Origin of the sequence: Corallococcus exercitus (assembly GCF_003611585.1) — a bacterium.
Taxonomy (GTDB): Bacteria; Myxococcota; Myxococcia; order Myxococcales; family Myxococcaceae; genus Corallococcus; species Corallococcus exercitus.
The window spans coordinates 1-21,083 of record NZ_RAVW01000148.1; the positions used below are offsets into that span (position 1 = coordinate 1).

Below are 21,083 nucleotides of genomic sequence, written 5' to 3' on the forward strand. Positions count from 1 at the left end.
GGACCGGGCGCCGCCGCACGGCCAGGGGCGCACCGCGGGCCGCGATGGACTCCAGGGCGAAGGCCAGGTCCTGCGCGGACTGGAACCGGTCGCCCGGGGCCTTCGCCAGACAGCGCGCGATCACCGCCCCCAGCTCCCCCGGCAGCACGGGCGGCTCATCGCGGAGCGCGGCGCTCATCCGCTCCACCGGGCTGTCGCCGCCGAAGGGGGCGTGGCCGCTCACGGCCTCGTGGAGCACCGCGCCGAGCGAGAACACGTCCGCGCGCGCATCCACGCCCTGACCGCGGATCTGCTCCGGTGCCATGTAGCCGGCGGTGCCCACCACCGCGCCGCTCTGGGTCAGCGCGGCGTCCTCGGTGCGCTCGGTGAGCCGCGCCAGTCCGAAGTCGAGGATCCGCGCGCTCCCGTTCGCGCAGAGGAAGATGTTCGCGGGCTTGAGGTCGCGGTGGATGACGCCGCGTGCATGCGCGGCCGCGAGCCCCTGCGACAACTGGATGCCCAGCCGCAACACCTGCTCCCGCGGCAGCGGGCCCCGCATCAACCGCGTCCGCAGGGTGGCGCCCTCCAGCCACTCGGTGACGAGGTACGGCACGTCCTCGTGGGTGCCCACGTCGAACAGGGTGAGCAGGTGCGGATGGGACAGCGCCCCCGCCGCGCGGGCCTCCTGCCGGAAGCGAGCCAGGCGCTCCGCGTCCCGGGCGAACCGCGCGGGCAGCACCTTCACTGCCACGTCCCGTCCCAGCCTGTGGTCGCGCGCCCGGTACACGTCCCCCATCGCGCCACTGCCACCGTGTTCGACGATGACGTACGGCCCCACCTGCTCCCCCGGGGCGAAGGCTCGGGGAGGAGGAGCCGCCTCCGCGAGCCGGCCCTCCGCGTGCCACGTCGCCGCGACGGCCGCGATCAGCGAGCCGCAGGCCTCACAGCGTGAGAGGTGGGCCTCGGCGAGGGAGCGCTGCTCAGACGGCAGGCGGTCCTCCACGAAGGCGAGAATCGTTTCCTCGGAAGGACATCCTGACATGGTGGGAAGCGACTCTAGGGGCGTTCGTGCTCAGGGAAGAAGCGGGGGCACTGCGATCCGGTATGCGCGGAAGGGCAGGGTCGGCGTCCCCGGCGTGCCGAAGAGGAAGCCCATCTGCGACTCCAGCACCCACGCGCCGTCCTCGGTGAGCGCGGCGGCGGTCGGCTCCACGAACCCATTGGCGAGCACCTCCTTCGCCCCCGCGCCTTCACCGAGCGTCACGAGGGACGCCCGTCCCGCCGTGTTCTCCACGACGAGCAGCCGCCCCGAGTCCACCCACTCGACCCCATCCGGCGTGTCCAGGGCGGGCGTCACCGGGATGGTCACCGGCGCCGACGCGCTTCCATCCGGCTGGATGTCGATGGCGAACAGCGCGCCCGTGTCGCTCTTCACGACGTAGAGCCGGCTCGCTCCGTCGTACGCGATGCCATTGAGGGTGATGAGGCCCGGCTCGGAGGGCTCGTACGCGGCATCCGCGGACCATGTCTCGAGCGCCGTCCCTCCCAGCGCCAGCCGGAAGACCGCGTTCCCGAACGAGTCCGTCACGTACACGTTGCCCGCGGCATCGACGGTGACGTCGTTGCAGAAGCTGACCTGGCCAGGCATGGCGTGGCTGGCCTTCTGGGCCCCCGTGGAGAGCGCATACGCGGTCAGGTACGAGGCCTGCGCGGGCAACAGCAGGTCGTCGTAGGTGCAGGCCCAGAGCGTGTCGTGCGCCTCATCCACCTGGAGCCCGTAGACGCCGAAGGCGGGACGGCCCGGGACGAAGACCTCCGCTCCCAGCGCACCCTTCTTGACGCGAGCGATGGCGCCGGTGCCCAGGCTGCCCGCGTAGAGCGTGCCGTCCTTCGCGGCCGCGATGCCCTCCGGATAGAAGGCCTCGCCGGGCCACTGCACCTCGGTGGGGACGGAGCCAGGGTCCTCCGGAAAGGGTTCGCAGGCGGAGACGGCGGCGGCGAGGGTGACGGCGGACAGCCAGGAAGGGATGCGCATGGGCTTTCCTCGGTGAGGCCCGGAAGGGGCCTTTCGACGCCCTGACACCGGCCGGAAAAACCCTTGCAGCGAAAGTTCAGTCCCCCTGGCCAAGCAGCCGCGTGAGGCTCAAGTCCACCTGGCTCACGACCAGTGCGGCGATGCTGTCCACCGACGACGCGCCGACCCCCAGGCGCTCACAGAGCTGCCGCGTCGTGGTCTCCGCCACCTGTTCGCGGGCGCGGCTGAGCCAGCGCGAGACGGTGGACGGGTGCACGCGGTAGAGCGCCGCGATGGCCTCCAGGGCCAGCGCCTCCACGTGGTACAGGCGCATCAGGGTGCGATCCCTGTCGGACAGCTGCCCCAGCGCCGCGCGCACGGCCTCCGTGAAGGCCTCGCGGTACCGCGAGCGGAGGTGCTCCAGCTCCGGCCCCAGCTGCTCGCCGAACGCGGTCTCGACGGAGTCCTGGGCCGCGGCGTCGGCCCGCGCTTCGGAGCGCTTGAGGTTGAGCGCGATGCGCAGCGCCGCCACCCGCACCCAGCCGCCCAGCGCGCCGCCGCCGGTGAACTCCGCGATCCTCGGCTCGGAGCCCGGCTCCGCGGTGAACAGCTTCTCACGCAGCAGCTGCCGCACCTCCGCCACGAACGCGGGCGAGCGGTCCACGCCGGACACGAACGCGCCGACCTCGCGGAGGTAGTCGTCCTCGAAGAACTGGAGCGCGGCGCGCTGGTGCCGCAGGCACCCGAAGGTCAGGTACAGCTCCGAGAAGGCAGGCGAGTCTCCATCGAGCGCCGCCAGCAGGGCCGTGGGGGACGTCAGCCGCTCCGCGACGAACGCGACGAACGCCCGGGGTTCCACGTCCAGTCCGGGCCAGCGCGAGCCGGCGCGCTCGACCGCCGTGGTGAGCAGGTCCTCCAGCCGCGCGGGCTCCGGAAGCGAAGCCGGCGCGCAGCCAGAGGCCGCGAGGAAGGCGGAGGCCAGTGGGGTGGGAGCAGGGGGCACGCCCGGAACGCTACCACCCCCATCCAGCGGAAGAAGGAGCCCGGGCCCGCGAGCCCGAGGCTCCTCGAACTCTCACGCCTGGGGCGAGAGGGCCTTCGTGATGGCGCCCTCGAGGCGGCTCTTGGGCACCGCGCCGACGATCTGCTCCACGACCTTGCCGCCCTTGAAGACGAGCAGGGTCGGCAGCGAACGGATGCCGTACTCCTGGGAGGTGTCCTGGTTGGCGTCGACGTCGACCTTGGCGATCTTCATCTGGCCCTTGTAGCGAGACGCCAGCTCCGCGACGGCGGGAGCGATGGCGCGGCACGGGGCGCACCACGCGGCCGTGAAGTCCACCAGCACGGGGACGTCTGACTCCAAGACTTCCTTCTTGAAATTGGAATCCCCAAGTTCGAGTACGTCATTGCCCGCCATGTTTCCTCCTGGAACCGTGCGCCAGCGCCCCACAGGGGCGGCGATCATCCTGATCCGCAACCTAAGGGGCAGGCAGCCAAAAAGCACGGTTTTGGAGGCTCACCTCCGGCGCCAATGTCGGAGAGCTGTTGGTCCCCGGGGCTCCACGGGCGAGAATGCGGCGCGGCTCACTTCCTGGAGGACACCGTCCCATGCGCGTCATCAACTTCAATCCCGGCCCCGCCGGCCTCCCCACGGCAGCGCTGGAGCGGGCCCGGGACGAGCTGCTCGACTTCCAGGGGACGGGGATGTCCATCATCGAGCACAGCCACCGGGGCAAGGCCTTCGAGGCCGTCCACCACGAGGCCATCGCGCTCATCAAGGAGCTGCTGGCCGTCCCGGACACGCACGAGATCCTCTTCCTCCAGGGTGGCGCCTCGCAGCAGTTCGCGCAGGTGCCCATGAACTACCTCACCCAGGGCGCCTCCGCGGACTACCTGGTGACGGGAGGCTGGAGCGAGAAGGCGGTGGAGGAAGCGCGCTTCTTCGGCACGCCGCGCATCGCCGCGAACACCCTGGAGCAGGACAAGCGCTTCACGCGCGTGCCCACCCAGGCCGAGCTCCAGCTGGACCCGAAGGCCACCTACGTCCACATGACGAGCAACAACACGCTCTTCGGGACGCAGTGGCACACGTTCCCGGACGTGGGCCGGGTGCCGCTGGTGGCGGACATGAGCTCCGACATCCTGTGGAAGCCCATCGACGTGAGCCGCTTCGCGCTCATCTACGCGGGAGCCCAGAAGAACATCGGGCCGTCGGGCATCGTCGTCGTGCTGGTGGACAAGGAGTTCATGGCGCGGGGCCGCAAGGACATCCCGAAGATCTTCCGCTACACGACCTACGCGGAGCACAACTCGCTCTACAACACGCCCTCCACCTTCTCCATCTACCTCTGCCGCAACGTGCTCTCGTGGATCAAGGACGTGGGCGGCCTGAAGCAGGTGGAGGCCTGGAACCGCGAGAAGGGCGACCTGCTGTACGCGGCCCTCGACCGCAACGCGGGCTTCTACCGGGCCCCCGTGGAGAAGGCGTCGCGCTCGTACATGAACGTCGTGTTCCGCCTGCCGGACGAAAAGCTGGAAGAGGCCTTCGTGGCCGAGGCGGCCAAGGCCGGCATGGTCGGCATGAAGGGCCACCGCATCACCGGCGGCATCCGCGTGTCCTTGTACAACGCGGTGACCGTGGACCACGTGAAGACACTGGTCTCCTTCATGGACGACTTCGTGAAGAAGCACGGATAGCCCCCGCGGCGCCGAAAGGCTTTGCGCCCGGAGTGTGATTCGAGAAACACTTCACGCTCCGTGGGGGTGTTCTTGAATCGCAACTTCTGGCTGCTGACGCTGTGCCAGTGCTTCTTCATGTTGAACAACATCACGTTCACGTTCGTGAACGGGTTGGTGGGCCTGGCACTGGCGCCCGTCCCCTGGATGGCCACGCTTCCGGTAACGGGCTACGTCGTGGGCAGCGCGCTCGCCACCACGCTCGTGGCCCGCAGCCAGCGCGCCTGGGGGCGCAAGCGCTCCTTCCAGCTGGGGCTGGTGGTGGGCATCGCCGCCTCCGGCCTGTGTGCCTTCGCCGCGGCGACGGGCCGCTTCTGGCTGCTGGTGCTCGCCACGATGCTGGCCGGCTACTACAACGCCAACGCCGCGCTGTACCGCTTCGTGGCCATGGAACTCGTCGGCCCCGCCTACAAGGAGCGCTCCATCTCCTGGGTGCTGGCGGGCGGCATCCTGGGCGCGGTGACCGGCCCCAACCTGGCCCGGTACACCAAGGACCTGCTGGGCACCCCGTTCACGGGCGCGTACGCGATGCTGGTCGCCTTCGCCCTGGTGGCGCTGGCGGTGATGAGCTTCATCACGTTCCCGGCGCTGCCCCGGCCCGACCCCGCGCGTCCTGGGCGCTCGCTGCGGGAGATTGCCCGCCAGCCGGTGTTCGTCGTGGCCGTGGCCGCCTCGGCGCTGGGCTACGGCGTGATGAACCTGCTGATGTCCGCCACGCCCATCGCCATGACGCAGATGCACCACTCCTTTGACCACGCCGCGCTGGTCATCGAGTGGCACGTCCTGGCCATGTTCACGCCCAGCTTCTTCACCGGCCAGCTCATCAAGCGCTTCGGCGTGTTGAGGGTCATGTGGGTGGGGCTCGCGGCCAACCTCGCCTGCATCGTCATCGCCCTGTCAGGCGTCGCCGTGATGCAGTTCCTGGTGGCCCTGGTGCTGCTGGGCGTGGGCTGGAACTTCCTCTTCATCGGCGGCACCACGCTCTTCACCGAAGCCTACCGGCCCGAGGAGAAGACCACCGTGCAGTCCACGATGGACTTCTGCATCTACTCCACCATGGCCGTCACGTCCTTCGCGTCGGGCGCGCTGATCACCACGCGGGGCTGGGAGTATCTGAACTGGGGCTCGCTGATCCCCATGGGCGCGCTGGCCGTGGCCCTCGTCTACCTGGCCACCCAACGGCGCGCGGCGTCACTCACCGCGTGATGCGCTGATCCGCCGCAAGGCCTCTCACATCACCGTCTCACATGGGACGTAGCGGGTTGGATGGCTTCTGCCTCCGGCCACGCCTTGCGTCATTTCATGACAAGCCGCGCCGTGGTTGAGCCCTTGACTCACCGTGAATGAGTCGACTACATAACGCCCTCGGAAAGCGCTGAGAGCGCCGGAAGAGGGGGAAGACTGGATTCTTCAAGCCACATCGCCGGGCGGCTCACGCCCCATGTGAACCAGGTCATCGGGCGCATTCCGGACTGGAAGGGAGCCTTCCTCTTCTACGAGGGCGGGCGCCCGGTGGTTCGACGGGCAGAGGAGCTCCAGTCAGACCTCCGGAAGGCCGTCACCCTGTTGCGGCGCGAGGGTTTCCAGCGCGGCGATCGCATCGGGATTGTCGGCGCCAACAGCTACGCGTGGCTCCTGCTCGACCTGGCATGTCTGGCTTGTGGTTTCGTCTCCGTGGGGTTCGATCCCATCCATCACCGGTGGAAGGAGCTCCAGTCGGAGCTGGGATTGCGTCGCACGTATGAGATTCCGGATGGCGCCACCCCCTGGCAGGTCCTGGGAGTGCCGCCGGAAGACGCGGACGACGCGGGACTGCTCCAGGGGCACGCGTTCGGTCCCGATGACATCATCGGGATGAAGTTCACGTCGGGCTCGACGGGGGAGACCAAGGCCATCGAGCTGAAGCGCAAGAGCGTGGACGACACGCTCACCAACGTGCAGGGCATGTTCCACCACGGCCCGGGTGACAAGCTCCTGCTCTTCCTGCCGCTGTACCTCAACCAGCAGCGGTTCTGGATCTACTCGTCGCTCCTCTTCGACCATGACGCCGTGGTGGTGCAGTACCGGCTCGCGGTGATGGCGCTCCGCCGGGAGCGGCCCACCGTCGTCATGGGCGTGCCGGAGTTCTTCACCAGCCTCATCAAGGGGTTCGACCCCGCGGTCCCGGAGCAGAAGGAGCGCTTCCGAGAGCTGATGGGCGGCAACATCCGCTACCTGTGGACGGGCTCGGCCCCCATCAGCCTGGCGACGTTGAAGGCCTACGAAGCCATGGGCATGCCGCTCTACCAGGGCTACGGCATGAACGAGACCTGCATCATCTCCAAGAACCACCCGGGGCAGGACCGGCTCGGGAGCGTGGGGAAGGTCGTCCCGAGCAAGAGCGTCCGGTTCGACGACGAAGGTCAGATCCTCGTGAAGAGCACCCACGAGGTGAACGTGCGCTACGCCAACGTCCCGGCGGACGTGAGCGCCCTGACGTTCCGCCCGGACGGGTACGTGGCGACGGGCGACCTGGGCCACCTGGACGCGGACGGCTACCTGTACGTGACGGGCCGCGTGAAGGACATCGTCGTGCTGTCCAGCGGCCGGAAGGTCAGCCCCATCCCGCTGGAGAACCGGCTGGAGGAGGCCGCCTGCATCGACAAGGCGGTCGTCTTCGGCAGCGGGCAGAGCCACCTCACGGCGGTCATCTCCGCCGTCCCCGGCACCGCGCACGGGGACGTCGAGGCGGTCGTCGCCAGCGTGAACGCCCGGCTCCCGGAGGACGAACGGATCCGCAAGTTCCTCCTCGCCCCCGAACCGCTCACCCGTGAGAACGGCCTGCTCACGTCGCAGTTCAAGGTCCGCAGGAACGCTGTCTGGGCCCGGTACGAGCGCGAGCTCCTCGCGCTCTACGGCGCCTGAGCGCTCCCACCGTCATCCCCACCCTCGAAGCCGAACGGTCTCCATCCATGGACAACGTGGTTCAGGAAGTCACCCGTCAACTCAACCAGGTCGCGGCGGGAGCGACCTTCGGCCAGGAGACGGACTTGAGGAACGTGCTGGGCCTGTCGTCGCTGGCCCTCGTCTCCCTGCTCACGCAGCTGTGCGAGGCCTTCAACGTCGACATGCTGACCCTCACGGACGCGGACCTGGCGAAGCTCGACACGGTCGGAGACCTGGTCGGCCTCTTCACCCGCGTGCGGGGGCAGTAGGGCCATGAGCGCGTTCTTCGCGGACCGGAACGTCGTCCTGGAGGACGAGCGCGTGCGCCTGCGGCCCCTGGTCCCGGCGGACGTCGACGCGCTCGCGGAGATCGCCCTGGATCCCGCCATCTGGCAGTTCTTCGTCGCCTCCATCCAGACCCGCGACGACCTCCAGCGCTTCGTGGACGAAGCCGTGGAGTCCACCCGCGCCGGCACCGCGCTGGCCTTCACCGTGGTCGACAAGGCGTCGGGCGCCGTCGCCGGGAGCACCCGGTTCGGCAACCTGTCCGCTCGCGACCAGAGGGTGGAGGTGGGCTGGACGTGGCTCGGGCGGCGCTTCGTGGGCACGGGCATCAACACCCGCTGCAAGCACCTGCTGATGGCCTACGCGTTCGAACAGCAGGGCGTGCAGCGCACGGAGTTCAAGACGGACGTCCTGAACCAGCCGGCGCGCCGCGCGCTGCTGAAGGTCGGCTGCACGGAGGAGGGCGTCCTGCGCTCCCACACGCTCATGCCCGGCGGGCGGCGGCGGGACACCATCTACTACTCGGTCCTCGCGGGGGAGTGGCCCGGGGTGAAGCAGCGCCTGGGTGACCTCCTCAAGGCCGGAGGCGGCGGACGATGTTGACGCCCCTGCGTGAGGTGACCGTGTCGGGGGATGCCCTGACGCGGGGCGCGCAGCACGGTGAGGCGCTGCGCAAGGAGATCCAGGACTTCGTGCGGGACGACTTCGCTCGCGTGAACCGGATCCGCCACGCGCCGCTGCCGGCGGCCCGGATCTGGCGCATCGTCGACGAGCACCGCCAGGTGCTGGAGGCCCAGGTGCCGGAGCTGGCCCGGGAGGTCCAGGGGCTCGCCCGGGGCGCGGACATCCGCTACGAGGAAGCGCTCCTGCTCCAGCTGCGCCGTGAGCTGCTGGGCGCTCCGGCCGGCCCCGCGGGAGGGGACTGCAGCACGCTCGCGGTCCGCGACGCCCGGGGACGGCGGCTGGCGCAGACCGTGGACCAGGACGGCCTCATCGCGGACCTGGGCATCGTCCTGCGCATCCTCCCGGAGCACGACGGCGCGCCGGAGGTGTTGATGTTCACCTTCGCGGGCCTGCTGGGCTACCTGGGCCTCAACAGCTTCGGGCTCGGCGTCTCCATCAACCTGCTGACCTCGGACATGGGAGGGCCCGGCGTGCCGCCGTACCTGCTCGTCCGCGAGGCCCTGGCACGGCCCGACGCGGCCTCCGTCGTCGGCCGGCTGGAGGCGCTGCCCCGCGCGAGCGCCCGGGCGCTCACGCTCTTCGACGCGCGGGGCGTCACCTGCTGCGAGTTCACCCCCAGCCGCCTCCGCGCGTGGCACGCCGACTCCCTCCTGCGCACGAACCACTTCCTCCACGAGGAGCTGGTCCCCGACGACCGGCTCAACATCTTCAGCCGCAACGGCTCCCGCCGCCGCCTGGAGCTGCTCAAGGCGGGTCTGGCCTCCGCGGTGGATGACGCGTCCACCTTCACGCTGCTGTCGGACCACTCGCTGTTCCCCACCGGGCTGTGCGCGCACGCGGAAGGGGACGTGCGGCGGCCGGACACGGTCGCCGCGGTGGTGATGCGCCCGGACGAAGGCGTCCTGTCCGTCACCAAGGGCAACCCCTGCCGCGCCACCCCGGTGGAGTTCCGGCTGTCGCGCCCACCGGACGCGGCGCGCATCGCACCCGTCCTGAACGAGGCCGCCTCATGTTAGCCAGCACGCGCGCGGTGAAGGCACCGCCCCATCTGTTCGTCCAGGTGATGCCCACGCCCAACGGCCGGCTCCACCTGGGCCACATGTCCGGCCCCTACCTCAAGGCCGACATCCTGGCGCGGCACCTGCGCCTGCGCGGGGTGGAGGCCCACGTCATCTCCGGCGCGGACTCCTACGAATCGCACGTCGAGCTCAAGGCCGCGCAGACGGGCAGCACCGAGCACGCGGTCGCCACGCGGTTCCACGGGTTGATTGAGCAGGAGCTGGCGGCGCTGCGCATCGACAGCGTCTTCACGGATCCGCTGCGGCCGGACCTGCATGACGAATACGTCGCGTTCAACCGCCGTACCCTCGACCAGCTCGCCCGGCAGGGTGGGGTGGAGACGCTGCGCGAGAAGGTCCGGTACTCGCCGTCGCTGAAGCGGTATGGCGCCGGCTGCTGGATCTCCGGAACCTGCCCCCAGTGTGGCGCGGGCTCCGGCAGCTACTTCTGCGAGGCCTGCGGCGGCCACTACAAGCCGGAGGACCTTCGCGACGCGCGCTGCACCTTCGACGCCGCGGACGTGCGGGAGGTGGAGGTCGAAAGCCTCTTCCTGCGGCTGCGCCGGCGCCAGCAGCTGGACGCGCGCATCGAACGGATGGGCATCCCGCCCGGCTTCCACCAGATCCTCACCCGCTACTTCGAGGCGCAGGGAGAGCGCGTCCGCCTGACCAACCCGGGGCGGTGGGGGATGCCGTACGGGCCCGGTGACGGCGTCATCTTCACGTACACGACCGGGCTGCTCTCCTTCTCGCTGTTCTGCGCGGAGCTCTTCAAGCGCGCGCACGGCCTGGAGAAGCACCCCTTCGCGCCGGACTCCGACTGCGTGACCGTCGCCACGTTCGGCATCGACAACACGGTCGCGTACCTCGCGGGCGTGCTGGGCGCGGCGGTGGAGTGGGACGACATCAAGCCGTTCGACTACTTCCTCACCAACCACTTCTACAACCTGGAGGGGCGGAAGTTCTCCACCAGCCGCGACCACCTGGTGTGCGCGCGCGACCTGGTCACCGGCTCCGGCGTCTCCCCGGATGCGATCCGCTACTTCCTGGGCAAGGTGAACCCGGAGGCGGGGCCGAAGGACTTCATCGTCTCGGAGTTCGTCGACGTGAACAACCACGTCCTGGCCGGAGGCCTGGAGGCCCTGCTGTCGCGCGCCTTCGCCCACGTGCGCACCGGGGCCGTGGCCGCGCCGTCGGACGGCCTGATGCGGGAGCTGGACCGCGTCCTGGAGGAGCAGGCGTCCCACCTGCGCCTGCCCACGACGAACCTGGCCCGCGCGGCCGGCTGCATCGACGCGTGGCGGGACGTGGGCGCGCGGCTGGACGCCTCCGACGCCACGGCCGAGTACTGGTGGCTGAAGGGGTTCAGCATGGTCGCCGCCCCGTTCATGCCGGACGTGTCCCAGCGCATCTGGGCGTTGCTGGGCCATGGCGGCGCTCCCCGGCTGGAGTCCTTCACGGACCGGCCCGTGCTGGCGGCGCCGCCGGTCTGGACGCCCGCCTTCGAGTCGGTTTCCGCCGCGGCTGTTGAGCGAAGTGTCCACCGCGAGGCCGCGCGCTCGCCGGGTGGAAAGGGGGCACGCGAATGAAGTCACCAGCGAAGTACGACGCGATTGGCGTCGGCATTGGACCCTTCAACCTGAGCGCGGCCGCGCTCTGTGAGCCGATTGCGTCCCTCTCCACGCTGTTCGTGGACCGCAAGCCGGAGTTCTCCTGGCACCCGGGGCTGCTGCTTTCCGGCGCGACCATCCAGACGTCGCACCTGAAGGACCTGGTCACGCTCGCGGACCCCCGCAACCCGTACGGCTTCCTGTCGTATCTGCACGCCCACGGCCGGATGTACCGCTTCATCACGTCCGACTTCCGGGGGGTCGAGCGCGCGGAGTTCGACGACTACTTCCGGTGGGTCAGCAAGCAGCTGCGCAACCTCCGCTTCGGCATGGACGTGCAGACCGTGGACTTCGACGGCGAGCACTTCATTGTCAACGGGAACCCGGACCTCACGTCCCGGCACCTCATCCTGGGCACGGGGCTGAGCCGGTGCGTCCCGGAGTGCGCCGAACCGCTCCTGGGCAACCGCGTCTTCCACAGCGACACGCTGCTCAACCAGGGGCTCGACTGGAAGGACAAGCGCATCGCCATCATCGGTGGCGGGCAGTCCGGCGCGGAGATCTTCCGCCACCTGCTCTCGGATGATCAGCGCTTCCCGTCGCACCTGTACTGGGTGTCGTCGCGCAGCAACTTCCTGCCGCTGGACGACTCGCCCTTCACCAACGAGCTCTTCACGCCGGGCTACAGCGCGCACTTCTTCGAGCTGCCCCTGGACCAGCGGCTCTTCACCGTGGACAGCCAGAAGCTCGCGAGCGACGGCATCTCCATGAACCTGCTCCAGGACATCTACCGGCGGCTCTACGCGCTGGAGTTCCTGCGGGCGCGCAAGCCGGAGGTCGCGCTCCGCGCCAACAAGCGGATGACCGCCATCTCGAAGTCCGACGCTGGTGACTACACCGTCACGATGAAGGACTCGCTGCACGGCCGCACGAGCGACGTGACGGTGGACGCCGTCATCCTCTGCACCGGCTACCAGTACCGCATCCCCGCGTTCCTGAAGCCGCTGCTCTCGCGCATCCCGCTCGACAAGGGCGGCTATCTCTACAACCCGGACTTCTCCATCAAGTGGGACGGGCCGGCGACGCACAAGATCTACGTGCAGAACGCGGCCATCAACTCGCGCGGCATCGCGGATCCCAACCTGAGCCTGATGGCCTGGCGCAGCGCGAACATCGTCAACGACCTGGTCGGCCGCCCTGTCTACAAGGTCCACAACTCCAAGGAGCTGCAGCTATGGGTGTAGACGCCAGGCATCCCTCGGCGAGCGTGCCCTTCGAGTCCGCGGACTTCGACGAGGCGGGCCTGCGCGTGGAGAAGGTGGACATGAAGGCGCTGCGCGCCTGCGCGCCCGCGTTCAAGATGTCCCGGTTCACCATCAAGCCCGGTGGGCACTCCGCGCTCGACTGTCACGAGGACCAGGAGATGTGGTTCATCGCCGCCGGCGAGGGGGAGCTCACCCGTCACGGCGGTGAGGTGACGTCGGTCCGTCCGGGCGACATCATCGAGCTGGGCTCCAACATCAGCCACACGCTGCGCAACACCGGCGAAGGTGAGCTGCGGGTGTTCTCCGTCTGGTGGATGTGATGGATCGCACCCGGGACCCGTTCGATCTCGTCGTGGTGGGTGCCGGCATCATCGGCACGCTGGTGGCGCTGCTGGCGAAGCGGCACCACCCGGGCTGGCGCATTGCCCTGGTGGACCGCTCCCTCGCGGGACACGGGGCCACGCTCTACTCGGCGTTCCTGGACGTGCCGCTGGGCGCGACCCCTGTCCGGCGCGCGCTCACGGAGCGAAGCCGGGTGCTGTATCAGCAGCTGCGCGCGGAGCTGCCGGACCTGCCGCTGCGCGACCTGCCCGCCGTGTTCCTCACGTCGGAGGCGCGGGTGCAGGAGCGGCTGGATGGCCTGGTGCGGGATGCGACGTCAGCGCCCCGCAGGGTCGACGCCGCGGCGGCGCTGGCGCTGGCACCCCCGGGCTTTCGTTCGCCCGAAGGGATGGCGGTCCTGGGGGAGGTCCGGGCGGCGCGCTGCACCGGGCCCACGCTGGTGACGACGCTGCTGCACGCCTTCCTCGCGCGACCGGGCAGCGTGTGCCTGGAGGGCGTGGAGGTCGTGCGGGTGTCCTCGGAAGGCGATGGCTCCCAGCGGCTGACGGCTCACGACGGGCGCGAGTGGGTGGCGCGCCGCACGGCGCTCTGCCTGGGGCCGTGGCTGGGCAGCGCTCGCGCGGCGCTGGCGGACGTCCCGCGGCACTGGCGGGTGAAGAAGATCACGGCGCTGCATGTCCCCGTCGTGCCGCACCCCGACGCGCCCGTCGTCTACCTGCTCGACGACGAGGCCTTCCTGCTGCCACAGCCCGAACACGGGCGCTTCCTCTTCAGCTTCCGCTCCGAGCACTGGGACTGCGAGCCGGAGGCATCGGCCCTGCGCATCGACCCGCCGGACCAGGCCCGCGCGCGCGGCATCCTGGAGCGCTACCTCGACGTGCGCGGCCTGGAGCTGGGCGGCCGCGTGTTCTGCGATGCCTACAGCGCGGACACGGACCCTTCCGTGGAGCCGCTGGCCGCGGTGCCCGGGGCCTTCGCGGTGGGCGGCGGTGCCGGGTCGGGATTCCGGCTGGCGCCCGCGCTCGCGGAGCGGGCGGTCTACGCACTCGAAGCCGCCGGGACGGGAAGGTAGGCGCCCACGTGGACACCGCACCCACCGCCACGTCTCTTCCTGGAGGAGCCCCGATGCCTGGAGCGCACCCGGCGTTCGTGCTGGACGTGGGCGGAAGCGTCACGGACGCGGAGCTGGCGTCCTTGCTAGATGACGTCTTCGTGAAGCCGGGCCACACGAGCCCGCCCGTCGCGGAGCGGCTCTTCGCACCGGACCGCGTGCGCACGCGGGGCACGCTCATCACCGCGCGGGAGCCGGAGGCCGGCGTGCTGCTCGGGATGGTCATCCTGGTCGCTCCCGGAGCCGCCGCCCGGCAGATTTCACGGGACGACGAGGCGGAGTTCCACCTGCTCGCCGTTCATCCGGACGCGCGGGGGCGGGGCATCGGACGCGCGCTGGTGGGCGCGGGCCTCCAGCTCGCGCGCACGCGGGGCTGGTCCCGGCTGGTGCTGTCCACCCAACCCCAGATGGCGGGAGCGCAGGCGCTCTACGCCGAGGCCGGCTTCGAACGCGCGCCGGACCGGGACTGGGGCAAGTACCTCGCCTTCACCCTCCAACTCGAGGCGGCCTGACGCGCCTCACTTGCCGCACACCGCGCGAGTGGCGCGGTCGAACCTGGAGCTGCCGCACATGCGAACGACCTTACGAAGCCTCCCTACGGAACAAGTCATGAGCGTCCCGGCCGGGGTGGCGTGCGCGTGTTGTTGCCAGCGGGTGTGAGACCTATGAACAAGGACGTTTTCATCAGGACGCTGAGCGAAGCCCTCCAGCAAGAGCCCTCCCAGCTCGACCTGTCGAAGAGCTTCATCGACAACGGTGGCTACTCCCTCGCCGCGGTCCGGTGGATCGATCTGATCTACCCCGCCACGGGGGTGGTCATGAACTTCTTCGACGTGATGGGCACGGAGCCGCTGCAGGCCCTGCTCGACGCGCCGGCGGAAGGTGCCTCCACCAGCGGCGCGGAGGCGTCCTCCGACGTGGATGAGGGCGTCATATGACGTCCGCCGCCCCAACGCAGGCCCGTGCGACGGGCCCGGAGACCGCGCCCGCGGCCCCTGCTGCCGACGCCGGAGCGGAGCTGCTGACCGCGGCGACGTACGACCTCGTGGAGGAGCTGAGCGAGGCGGGTGTCGAGCTGAGCGTGAAGGAGGGACGCCTGGCGTTCAAGGCGCCACCGGGGCGGCTCACTGACGCGCTGAAGGAGCGCATCCGCGAGCAGAAGGAAGCCCTGCTCGCGCTCCTGGGGCCTGACGAGTCCGTGCGGGCCCGTGCCCGCACGCTGCCGCTGTCGGAGCTTCAGCAGTCATACTGGCTGGGCGAGGCCGGCACGCAGGGCATCGCCGGGGCAGGGTGTTGGTACAACGGCTTCTCCGTGGAGACGCTGGACCTGGAGCGCCTCCAGGCCGCCCTCACCGCGCTGTTCACACGGCACGACGCGCTGCGGATGACGGTGGGCCCGGATGGGCGCGGCCGGCTCCTGGAGCACGTGGGCCCCTTCCCGCTGGAGTACCAGGACCTGCGCGCGCTTCCGGCCGCGGACGTGGCGCGTGAGCTGGAGCGCACGCGGGCCGCGATGAGCCGGCCCCGGAGCGGGGCGGAGGTCTGGCCGCTCTACCGGATGTGCGTGCAGCGGACCGCGGAGCGCTTCCACGTCCACGTCGAGGGGCGCCTCCTGGTGGGCGACGCGACGTCCTGGTTCCTCTACGTCGAGGAGCTGCGGAAGCTGCTGGAGGACCCCGCCCGCACCGACCTGCCCGCGCCGGGACGGCTGGCGAGCCTGGTCCTGCGCCGGTTCCGGCAGCTCGTGTCGGCCGACTATCAGCGGGCCCGGCAGTACTGGGCGGGGCGTGCGATTCCGCCCTCGCCCGCGCTCCCGGTGCGCACCCTCGCCGAGGGCGGAGGCCGCATCCGGAGGTTGATCGCGGACCTGCCCGAAGCGGAGGCCACCGTGCTGACCGCCCGGGCCCGGGAGTTCGGGCTGACGCTGGACAACGCGCTGATGGGCGCGTTCGCGCTGGTGCTGGCGGAGTGGGCGCAGACGCCGGACTTCAGCATCAACGTCCTGCACGGCGGAGGGCGGCACCTCGGCCTGCCGCTCGGTCACTTCGGCGGCATCGTGCGCCTGGAGCTGAACGTCCGGCGCGACGCGTCCTTCGCGGACCTGGCGGGGGCCATCCGTCAGCGGCTCGCCCTGGACATGGGCCATGCGTCCGTGGACGGCGTAACGGTGCAGCGGATCGCGGCGCGTCAGTCCGGCACTCCGGTCCGCGCGGGCGTGGTCGCCTATTCGAGTGGCCTGGCCCTGGGCCGGTCCGACACGGAGATTGGCCTGGCGCAGCTGGGCTGGAAGCCGGAGGGCGCGAGCATCCAGAGCCCGGGCGTCCTCATCGACCAGCAGGTCTTCCGGACGCGGGATGGCCTCCGCTTCCATTGGGACATCGACGCGGACACGCTGTGCCCCGGCGTGGGGGAGGCGATGTTCGACACCTTCCTGGCCGGCGTCCGCCGTCTGGCCGAGGCGCACGATTGGAAGACGCCCCTGCGGATGGCGCTGCCCCCGGCGCAGCAGGCCTCGCAGGCCCGCGCCAACGCCACGTCGGCGGAGCGCTCCGTCCACCGGCTCCACTCCCTGCTGGAGCGGCAGGTGCGCGGGAATCCCGGCACGGCGGTGGTGACGCGCGAGCGGACGCTGTCGTTCCAGGAGCTGGGACAGCGCGCGAGCGGCGTGGCGAACGCCCTTCGCGCGCGTGGCGCGAAGCCGGACGTCCCGGTGGCCATCGTCGCGAACAAGGGCTGGGAACAGGTGGTCGCCGCGCTCGGAACCGCCTTGGCCGGGGCACCCTATGTGCCCCTGGATCCGTCCTGGCCGTCCGCGCGCCTGTCCGCGGTCCTCACCGCCGCTGACGTGGGGATGGCGCTGTGTGACGCCGCTGGCGCCGAAGCCCTGGCGCGCGAGGGCGGTGGCACTGCCCTCGTGAGCCTCCGCATCGACGAGGTGCCCCTGGCCTCCGTGGACGCGGTGGGCCCGGACGCGGGCCGGCTGGCGTACATCCTCTTCACGTCGGGCTCCACGGGAGAGCCCAAGGGCGTCGCCATCTCGCATGACGCGGTGGCCAACACGCTCGAGGACATCCAGCGCCGCTTCGGCGTGGGCCCGGAAGACTGCGTGCTGGGCGTCTCCCACCTGCACTTCGACCTGTCGGTCTTCGACCTCTTCGGCGTTCTGGGCGCGGGAGGCCGGCTGGTGCTGCCTCCGCCCGCCAGCCACCCGGACCCTGCGGAGCTGTTCCCGCTGGTGCAGGAGCACCGCGTGACGGTCTGGAACACGGTGCCGGCGATCATGGAGATGCTCGTCGAGTACATGGAGGCACGGGGCCTCCAGGCACCGTCGCTGCGGCTCGCGCTCCTGTCGGGAGACTGGATCCCGGTCACGCTGCCCGGACGGATCCGCGCGGTGTTCCCGAACGCGCGCGTGGTGAGCCTGGGCGGCGCCACCGAAGCGTCCATCTGGTCGAACGCGTTCGAGGTGCGGGACGTCCCGGCCACCTGGTCCAGCATCCCCTACGGCTTCCCGCTGGCGAATCAGCAGCTACTGGTGCTGCACCCGGGCGTGGGCACCCCCTGTCCGGACTGGGTCGAAGGGGAGCTGGCCATCGCGGGGCAGGGGCTGGCGGAGGGCTACTGGCGCTCACCGGAGAAGACGGCGGAGGCCTTCGTCACGCATCCGGAGACCGGCCTGCGGCTCTACCTCACCGGCGACCGCGCCCGCCGCTGGCCCGACGGCAACATCGAGTTCCTGGGCCGGACCGACGGCCAGGTGAAGATCAGCGGCTACCGGGTCGAGCTGGGCGACGTCACGGCGGCGCTGATGAAGTGCCAGGCCGTGGACAAGGCCGTGGTCGTGGCCGTGGGCCCGCGTGAGCACCGCTGGCTCGCGGCCTTCATCACCCCCACGGGCGCGGAGCGGCCGGAGCTGCGGGACACGCTGTCCGCGCTGCTTCCTTCGTACATGGTGCCGCGCCGGATCCACTGGCTGCCGGAGCTGCCGCTCACCGCCAATGGCAAGGTGGACCAGGCGAAGCTCCGCGAACTCGCGCTGCTCGACCAGCCCGTCACGCTGGCGCCGCGCACGTCCGCCGAGCACCTGATGGCGGAGCTGTGGTCGCAGATCCTCGGCCGCCCCATCCGCGACACGCAGGTGAGCTTCTTCGAGGTGGGTGGAGAGTCGGTGCTGGCGGTGCGGCTCGCGAACGCCATCGAGCACCGCACCGGCGTGCGCCCCGAACTGGCGGAGCTGCTGCGGACCGCGACCATCGAGGGCATGGCGCGGGTGATGGGCGGCCAGCGCGGCGGGGCGCACAGCGCGCTCGTGCGCATGCAGCGGGGCGCGGAGGGCGCGCCCACCGTCGTGTGCATCCACCCCGTCGGCGGCACCGTGTACTGCTACCGGGAGCTGGTCGACCTGCTGGGCAAGCGGTTCACCGTCGTCGGGCTCCAGTCACTGGGGCTTGAACACGGGGACCTGTCGCTGCGCGACCTGGCGGCCCACTATGTCGAACAGCTGGACGGCGCGGGGCTCAAGCCCGACGTCCTCTTCGGCTGGTCCCTGGGCGGAGCCGTCGCGTTGGAGGTCCAGCGCCGCCTCGAAGCCCGGGGAACGCGCCGGGTCGCCGCCGTGCTCGTCGACCCGTGGGTCCGCAAGCCCGCCGCTTCCAAGCCGGAGATGAAGGCCCTGGAGGCGGCGTTCATCCGCGACGTCCTGCGCGGCGCCGGGACGCTCAGCCTGGAGGCGCTGGCGGAGCGGCTGCGGACGCGCTCGCTGCCGGAGGTCGTCCAGTCCCTGGGCGGCGAGGGACTGGCACAGCGTGCGCGCGGCTCCGAGCTCGCCGCCCTGTTCGAGCAGTTCCGCCAGAACACCTCGGCGCTCCTCGGCTACGACCCGCCCGACGGTCCCGTCGACGCGGACGTCTGGTTCGCCGACGCGCAGCGGCCCGAGGACTTCCCGCACCTCCAGCCGCTGGACCAGTGCCGCCAGGTGCCGCGCGTCCACCGCGTGCCCGCGGACCACTACGGCATCATGGAAGGCGACGCGTTGAAGCGCATCGCCGCGGCCTTGCGGAGCCGGTTCGAAGTCACCCAGGAGGCCGCGTCATGAGGATCGGTGCGTTCACGTGGCGGCTCGGGGAGCGGCGGGAGATCGACTCGCTGCCCGAGCTTTCGGCGGATCCGCGAAGGCTCCAGCGCATGAAGAAGCACGGGCTGGCCTGCTTCATGGAAGCGACCCAGCCCCGCGAAGGCCTGATGGTGGAAGCCCTTCAGGCCTCGGTGCGCGAGTCGGGGATGGATCCCCTGTCCATCGACACCGTCATCTATGCGACCGGCACGTTCGATGACCGCGAGGACGCCGCGCTGATGCCCGTGGTGCTGCGCCGCTGTGGCCTGCTGAACGCGCGCCCCATCGGGGTCTTCCTGGGCTTCTGCGCGAACTTCACCTACGCCTTCGAGGCCATCGAGGGGCTGCGCGCGCTGGGTCGCTCACGCAACGCGCTGCTGCTCTTCAGCGACGCGTACCCCGCGGGACGCACGCGGCTCATCCGCCAGGACTCCGCTGTCGGCAGTGATGGCGTTGCGTGCTGTGTCGTGTCGGACGCGCTGGAGCGCGGCTACGACGTGGGGCCCGTCCGGCACCACTACGACGCCCAGGCGACCGAGCACCTGGAGACGGGAGACATCGTCTCGTACGTCCGCGCGTACTCGAACGGCGTGCGCACGTCCGCGGAGGCCGCGCTGGCGGCGGCGGAGGTGGGCGCGGCGGAGTGCCGGTGGCTGGTGACGGCGAACTTCAACCGCTCGGTGCTGCGCAACATCTCGGAGCTCTGTGGCATCGGGGCGGACCGCATCTACGACCGGAACATCGGGGAGCTGGGCCACTGCAGCTCCGCGGACCAGCTGATCGCCCTGGGGCAGCTCCTGGAGTCGGACCTGCCGGCCTCCACGCCGCTGCTGGTGACGGGGCCCGCGGACACCGTCTGGGGCGCGGCGGCGATGCGCGTCGTCCGGCCCGTGTCCATGCCCGCGGGGGAGGCCCGGTGACCATGCTGCTCTCCGACTTCCTCCTCCACCACGGCAGGACGGCGCCCGAGCGCGACGCCCTGGTGCACGACGGCGTGAGCTGGGACCACGCCCGCCTGTCCGCCGAGGTCGCCCGCTACCGGACCGCGCTCGCGCAGCTGGGCCTGGGGCGCGGTGACCGCGTCGTTTCGCGCATGGAGGCCGAACCCGACGCCATCGCGCTGCTCATCGCCACCATGGCGCTGGGCGCGGCCTACGTCCCCGTCGCGCCGGAGCTGCCTCCCGCGCGCTTCGAGGCCATCCTCGCCCGGCTGGAGCCCGCCGCCGTCGTCGTTTCGAGTGACCTGCGCGACGCCCCGGGCGTTCCTCCCGGCACGCAGGTGGGCCCGCTGGTGGTGGCCCGCACGGCCCATCCCGTGAGTGGCGACACCACCGCGCCGGGCCCGGAGGACGCGGCCTACATCATCATGACGTCGGGCTCCACGGGGCAGCCCAAGGGCATCGTGATGACCCATGGCGCCGCGGTGAACACGCTGCGCGGGTTCAGCGAGCTTGGCGTCCCGCCCACCGCGCGCGTCGGCACCATCTCGCCGCTCCACTTCGACTTCGCCATGTTCGACGTGGGCATGGCGCTCGGCAACGGGGCCACGCTGGTCCAGGTGCCGCGCATGCTGGCGTATCAGCCCCGGGGACTCGTCGAGTACCTGGACGAGCACCGCGTGACCCAGATGCACTCCGTGCCGTCCGTGTGGCGTCCGCTCCTCACGGAAGGGGACGCGTCGCTGCTCGGGGGCCTGCGGCACCTGGACACCGTCCTCTACGCCGCGGAGAGCTTCCCGGCGAAGGACGTCCACACCCTCCAGGGCTGGCGGCCGGACCTGCGCATCGTCCAGTGCTTCGGCCACTCGGAGTCCATCGGCTGCTGCTTCAAGACGTTCACCCGCCCGGCGGCCACGTTCAAGGGCCGGCTCTCCCTGGGGGTGGCGCTGCGCGGCACGGAGATGTTCGCGCTGGACGAAGCCGGCCGGGAGATAGGGGTGGGGGAGGAGGGCGAGCTGTACG

Annotated in this window: 19 protein-coding genes; 15 read left to right on the top strand and 4 right to left on the bottom strand. The window is 70.7% G+C overall.

Annotation, left to right across the window (positions count from 1 at the left end; translation table 11 throughout):
• From D7W79_RS19445 to trxA, 4 genes are all read right to left on the bottom strand, one after another.
• Nucleotides 1-1,021: serine/threonine-protein kinase (locus D7W79_RS19445; protein ID WP_147441977.1), on the bottom strand; the 1,021-nt coding region annotated here is incomplete at its 3' end.
• A 30-nt stretch (nucleotides 1,022-1,051) separates the two neighbouring features.
• On the bottom strand, nucleotides 1,052-2,014 hold the full coding sequence (locus D7W79_RS19450) for an SMP-30/gluconolactonase/LRE family protein (protein ID WP_120526884.1): 963 nt from the start codon (nucleotides 2,012-2,014) through the stop codon (nucleotides 1,052-1,054).
• Between the two features lie 76 nt (nucleotides 2,015-2,090).
• Entirely contained in the window at nucleotides 2,091-2,996 is a 906-nt protein-coding gene (locus D7W79_RS19455) for a sigma-70 family RNA polymerase sigma factor (protein WP_158617004.1), read from the bottom strand.
• A gap of 72 nt (nucleotides 2,997-3,068) precedes the next feature.
• On the bottom strand, nucleotides 3,069-3,410 hold the full coding sequence (gene trxA, locus D7W79_RS19460; protein ID WP_120526886.1) for a thioredoxin: 342 nt from the start codon (nucleotides 3,408-3,410) through the stop codon (nucleotides 3,069-3,071).
• Nucleotides 3,411-3,601: 191 nt separating this feature from the next.
• Between trxA and serC the strand changes: the two genes are divergently transcribed.
• The 15 genes from serC to D7W79_RS19535 form a co-directional block, all read left to right on the top strand.
• Nucleotides 3,602-4,690, top strand: a complete 1,089-nt coding sequence (gene serC / locus D7W79_RS19465; protein ID WP_120526887.1) for a 3-phosphoserine/phosphohydroxythreonine transaminase — start codon at nucleotides 3,602-3,604, stop codon at nucleotides 4,688-4,690.
• Between the two features lie 72 nt (nucleotides 4,691-4,762).
• Entirely contained in the window at nucleotides 4,763-5,935 is a 1,173-nt protein-coding gene (locus D7W79_RS19470) for an MFS transporter (RefSeq protein WP_120526901.1), read from the top strand.
• A gap of 237 nt (nucleotides 5,936-6,172) precedes the next feature.
• Nucleotides 6,173-7,633 carry an AMP-binding protein gene (locus D7W79_RS19475; RefSeq protein ID WP_158617005.1) on the top strand — a complete coding sequence of 487 codons (1,461 nt, stop codon included), beginning with the start codon at nucleotides 6,173-6,175 and terminating at the stop codon, nucleotides 7,631-7,633.
• Nucleotides 7,634-7,680: 47 nt separating this feature from the next.
• Nucleotides 7,681-7,923 carry a phosphopantetheine-binding protein gene (locus D7W79_RS19480; protein ID WP_120526889.1) on the top strand — a complete coding sequence of 81 codons (243 nt, stop codon included), beginning with the start codon at nucleotides 7,681-7,683 and terminating at the stop codon, nucleotides 7,921-7,923.
• A gap of 4 nt (nucleotides 7,924-7,927) precedes the next feature.
• Nucleotides 7,928-8,542 carry a GNAT family N-acetyltransferase gene (locus tag D7W79_RS19485; RefSeq protein ID WP_120526890.1) on the top strand — a complete coding sequence of 205 codons (615 nt, stop codon included), beginning with the start codon at nucleotides 7,928-7,930 and terminating at the stop codon, nucleotides 8,540-8,542.
• Complete coding sequence (locus tag D7W79_RS19490; protein WP_120526891.1) at nucleotides 8,536-9,639, top strand: C45 family autoproteolytic acyltransferase/hydrolase; 1,104 nt, start codon at nucleotides 8,536-8,538, stop codon at nucleotides 9,637-9,639. The genes D7W79_RS19485 and D7W79_RS19490 overlap by 7 nt, the downstream gene beginning before the upstream one ends.
• On the top strand, nucleotides 9,633-11,270 hold the full coding sequence (locus D7W79_RS19495) for a class I tRNA ligase family protein (protein ID WP_120526892.1): 1,638 nt from the start codon (nucleotides 9,633-9,635) through the stop codon (nucleotides 11,268-11,270). The genes D7W79_RS19490 and D7W79_RS19495 overlap by 7 nt, the downstream gene beginning before the upstream one ends.
• Nucleotides 11,267-12,535 (top strand): lysine N(6)-hydroxylase/L-ornithine N(5)-oxygenase family protein, encoded by a 1,269-nt coding sequence (locus D7W79_RS19500; RefSeq protein WP_120526893.1) that lies wholly within the window; start codon nucleotides 11,267-11,269, stop codon nucleotides 12,533-12,535. Before D7W79_RS19495 ends, D7W79_RS19500 begins: the two co-directional genes overlap by 4 nt.
• Nucleotides 12,526-12,876 carry a cupin domain-containing protein gene (locus D7W79_RS19505; RefSeq protein WP_120526894.1) on the top strand — a complete coding sequence of 117 codons (351 nt, stop codon included), beginning with the start codon at nucleotides 12,526-12,528 and terminating at the stop codon, nucleotides 12,874-12,876. Before D7W79_RS19500 ends, D7W79_RS19505 begins: the two co-directional genes overlap by 10 nt.
• The gene (locus D7W79_RS19510; RefSeq protein ID WP_120526895.1) at nucleotides 12,876-13,970 is read left to right on the top strand and encodes an NAD(P)/FAD-dependent oxidoreductase; all 1,095 of its coding nucleotides are present in this window, start codon (nucleotides 12,876-12,878) and stop codon (nucleotides 13,968-13,970) included. Before D7W79_RS19505 ends, D7W79_RS19510 begins: the two co-directional genes overlap by 1 nt.
• A gap of 53 nt (nucleotides 13,971-14,023) precedes the next feature.
• Nucleotides 14,024-14,521 carry a GNAT family N-acetyltransferase gene (locus D7W79_RS19515; RefSeq protein ID WP_120526896.1) on the top strand — a complete coding sequence of 166 codons (498 nt, stop codon included), beginning with the start codon at nucleotides 14,024-14,026 and terminating at the stop codon, nucleotides 14,519-14,521.
• Nucleotides 14,522-14,674: 153 nt separating this feature from the next.
• A complete protein-coding gene (locus D7W79_RS19520) occupies nucleotides 14,675-14,947 on the top strand; it encodes a hypothetical protein (RefSeq protein ID WP_120526897.1) in 273 nt (90 codons plus the stop codon).
• The gene (locus D7W79_RS19525) at nucleotides 14,944-19,104 is read left to right on the top strand and encodes a non-ribosomal peptide synthetase (RefSeq protein WP_120526898.1); all 4,161 of its coding nucleotides are present in this window, start codon (nucleotides 14,944-14,946) and stop codon (nucleotides 19,102-19,104) included. Before D7W79_RS19520 ends, D7W79_RS19525 begins: the two co-directional genes overlap by 4 nt.
• Entirely contained in the window at nucleotides 19,101-20,042 is a 942-nt protein-coding gene (locus D7W79_RS19530; RefSeq protein ID WP_120526899.1) for a 3-oxoacyl-[acyl-carrier-protein] synthase III C-terminal domain-containing protein, read from the top strand. Before D7W79_RS19525 ends, D7W79_RS19530 begins: the two co-directional genes overlap by 4 nt.
• A gap of 2 nt (nucleotides 20,043-20,044) precedes the next feature.
• Nucleotides 20,045-21,083, top strand: a 1,039-nt coding sequence (locus D7W79_RS19535; protein ID WP_120526900.1) for an AMP-binding protein, incomplete at its 3' end; no start/stop codon positions are given.

Coding starts and splice junctions, on each gene's coding strand:
- serC (WP_120526887.1), top strand. CDS start 3,602: ATGCGCGTCATCAACTTCAATCCCGGCCCCGCCGGCCTCCCCACGGCA.
- D7W79_RS19505 (WP_120526894.1), top strand. CDS start 12,526: ATGGGTGTAGACGCCAGGCATCCCTCGGCGAGCGTGCCCTTCGAGTCC.
- D7W79_RS19490 (WP_120526891.1), top strand. CDS start 8,536: ATGTTGACGCCCCTGCGTGAGGTGACCGTGTCGGGGGATGCCCTGACG.
- D7W79_RS19530 (WP_120526899.1), top strand. CDS start 19,101: ATGAGGATCGGTGCGTTCACGTGGCGGCTCGGGGAGCGGCGGGAGATC.
- D7W79_RS19500 (WP_120526893.1), top strand. CDS start 11,267: ATGAAGTCACCAGCGAAGTACGACGCGATTGGCGTCGGCATTGGACCC.
- D7W79_RS19480 (WP_120526889.1), top strand. CDS start 7,681: ATGGACAACGTGGTTCAGGAAGTCACCCGTCAACTCAACCAGGTCGCG.
- trxA (WP_120526886.1), bottom strand. CDS start 3,410: ATGGCGGGCAATGACGTACTCGAACTTGGGGATTCCAATTTCAAGAAG.
- D7W79_RS19485 (WP_120526890.1), top strand. CDS start 7,928: ATGAGCGCGTTCTTCGCGGACCGGAACGTCGTCCTGGAGGACGAGCGC.
- D7W79_RS19495 (WP_120526892.1), top strand. CDS start 9,633: ATGTTAGCCAGCACGCGCGCGGTGAAGGCACCGCCCCATCTGTTCGTC.
- D7W79_RS19510 (WP_120526895.1), top strand. CDS start 12,876: ATGGATCGCACCCGGGACCCGTTCGATCTCGTCGTGGTGGGTGCCGGC.
- D7W79_RS19520 (WP_120526897.1), top strand. CDS start 14,675: ATGAACAAGGACGTTTTCATCAGGACGCTGAGCGAAGCCCTCCAGCAA.
- D7W79_RS19515 (WP_120526896.1), top strand. CDS start 14,024: ATGCCTGGAGCGCACCCGGCGTTCGTGCTGGACGTGGGCGGAAGCGTC.
- D7W79_RS19525 (WP_120526898.1), top strand. CDS start 14,944: ATGACGTCCGCCGCCCCAACGCAGGCCCGTGCGACGGGCCCGGAGACC.
- D7W79_RS19450 (WP_120526884.1), bottom strand. CDS start 2,014: ATGCGCATCCCTTCCTGGCTGTCCGCCGTCACCCTCGCCGCCGCCGTC.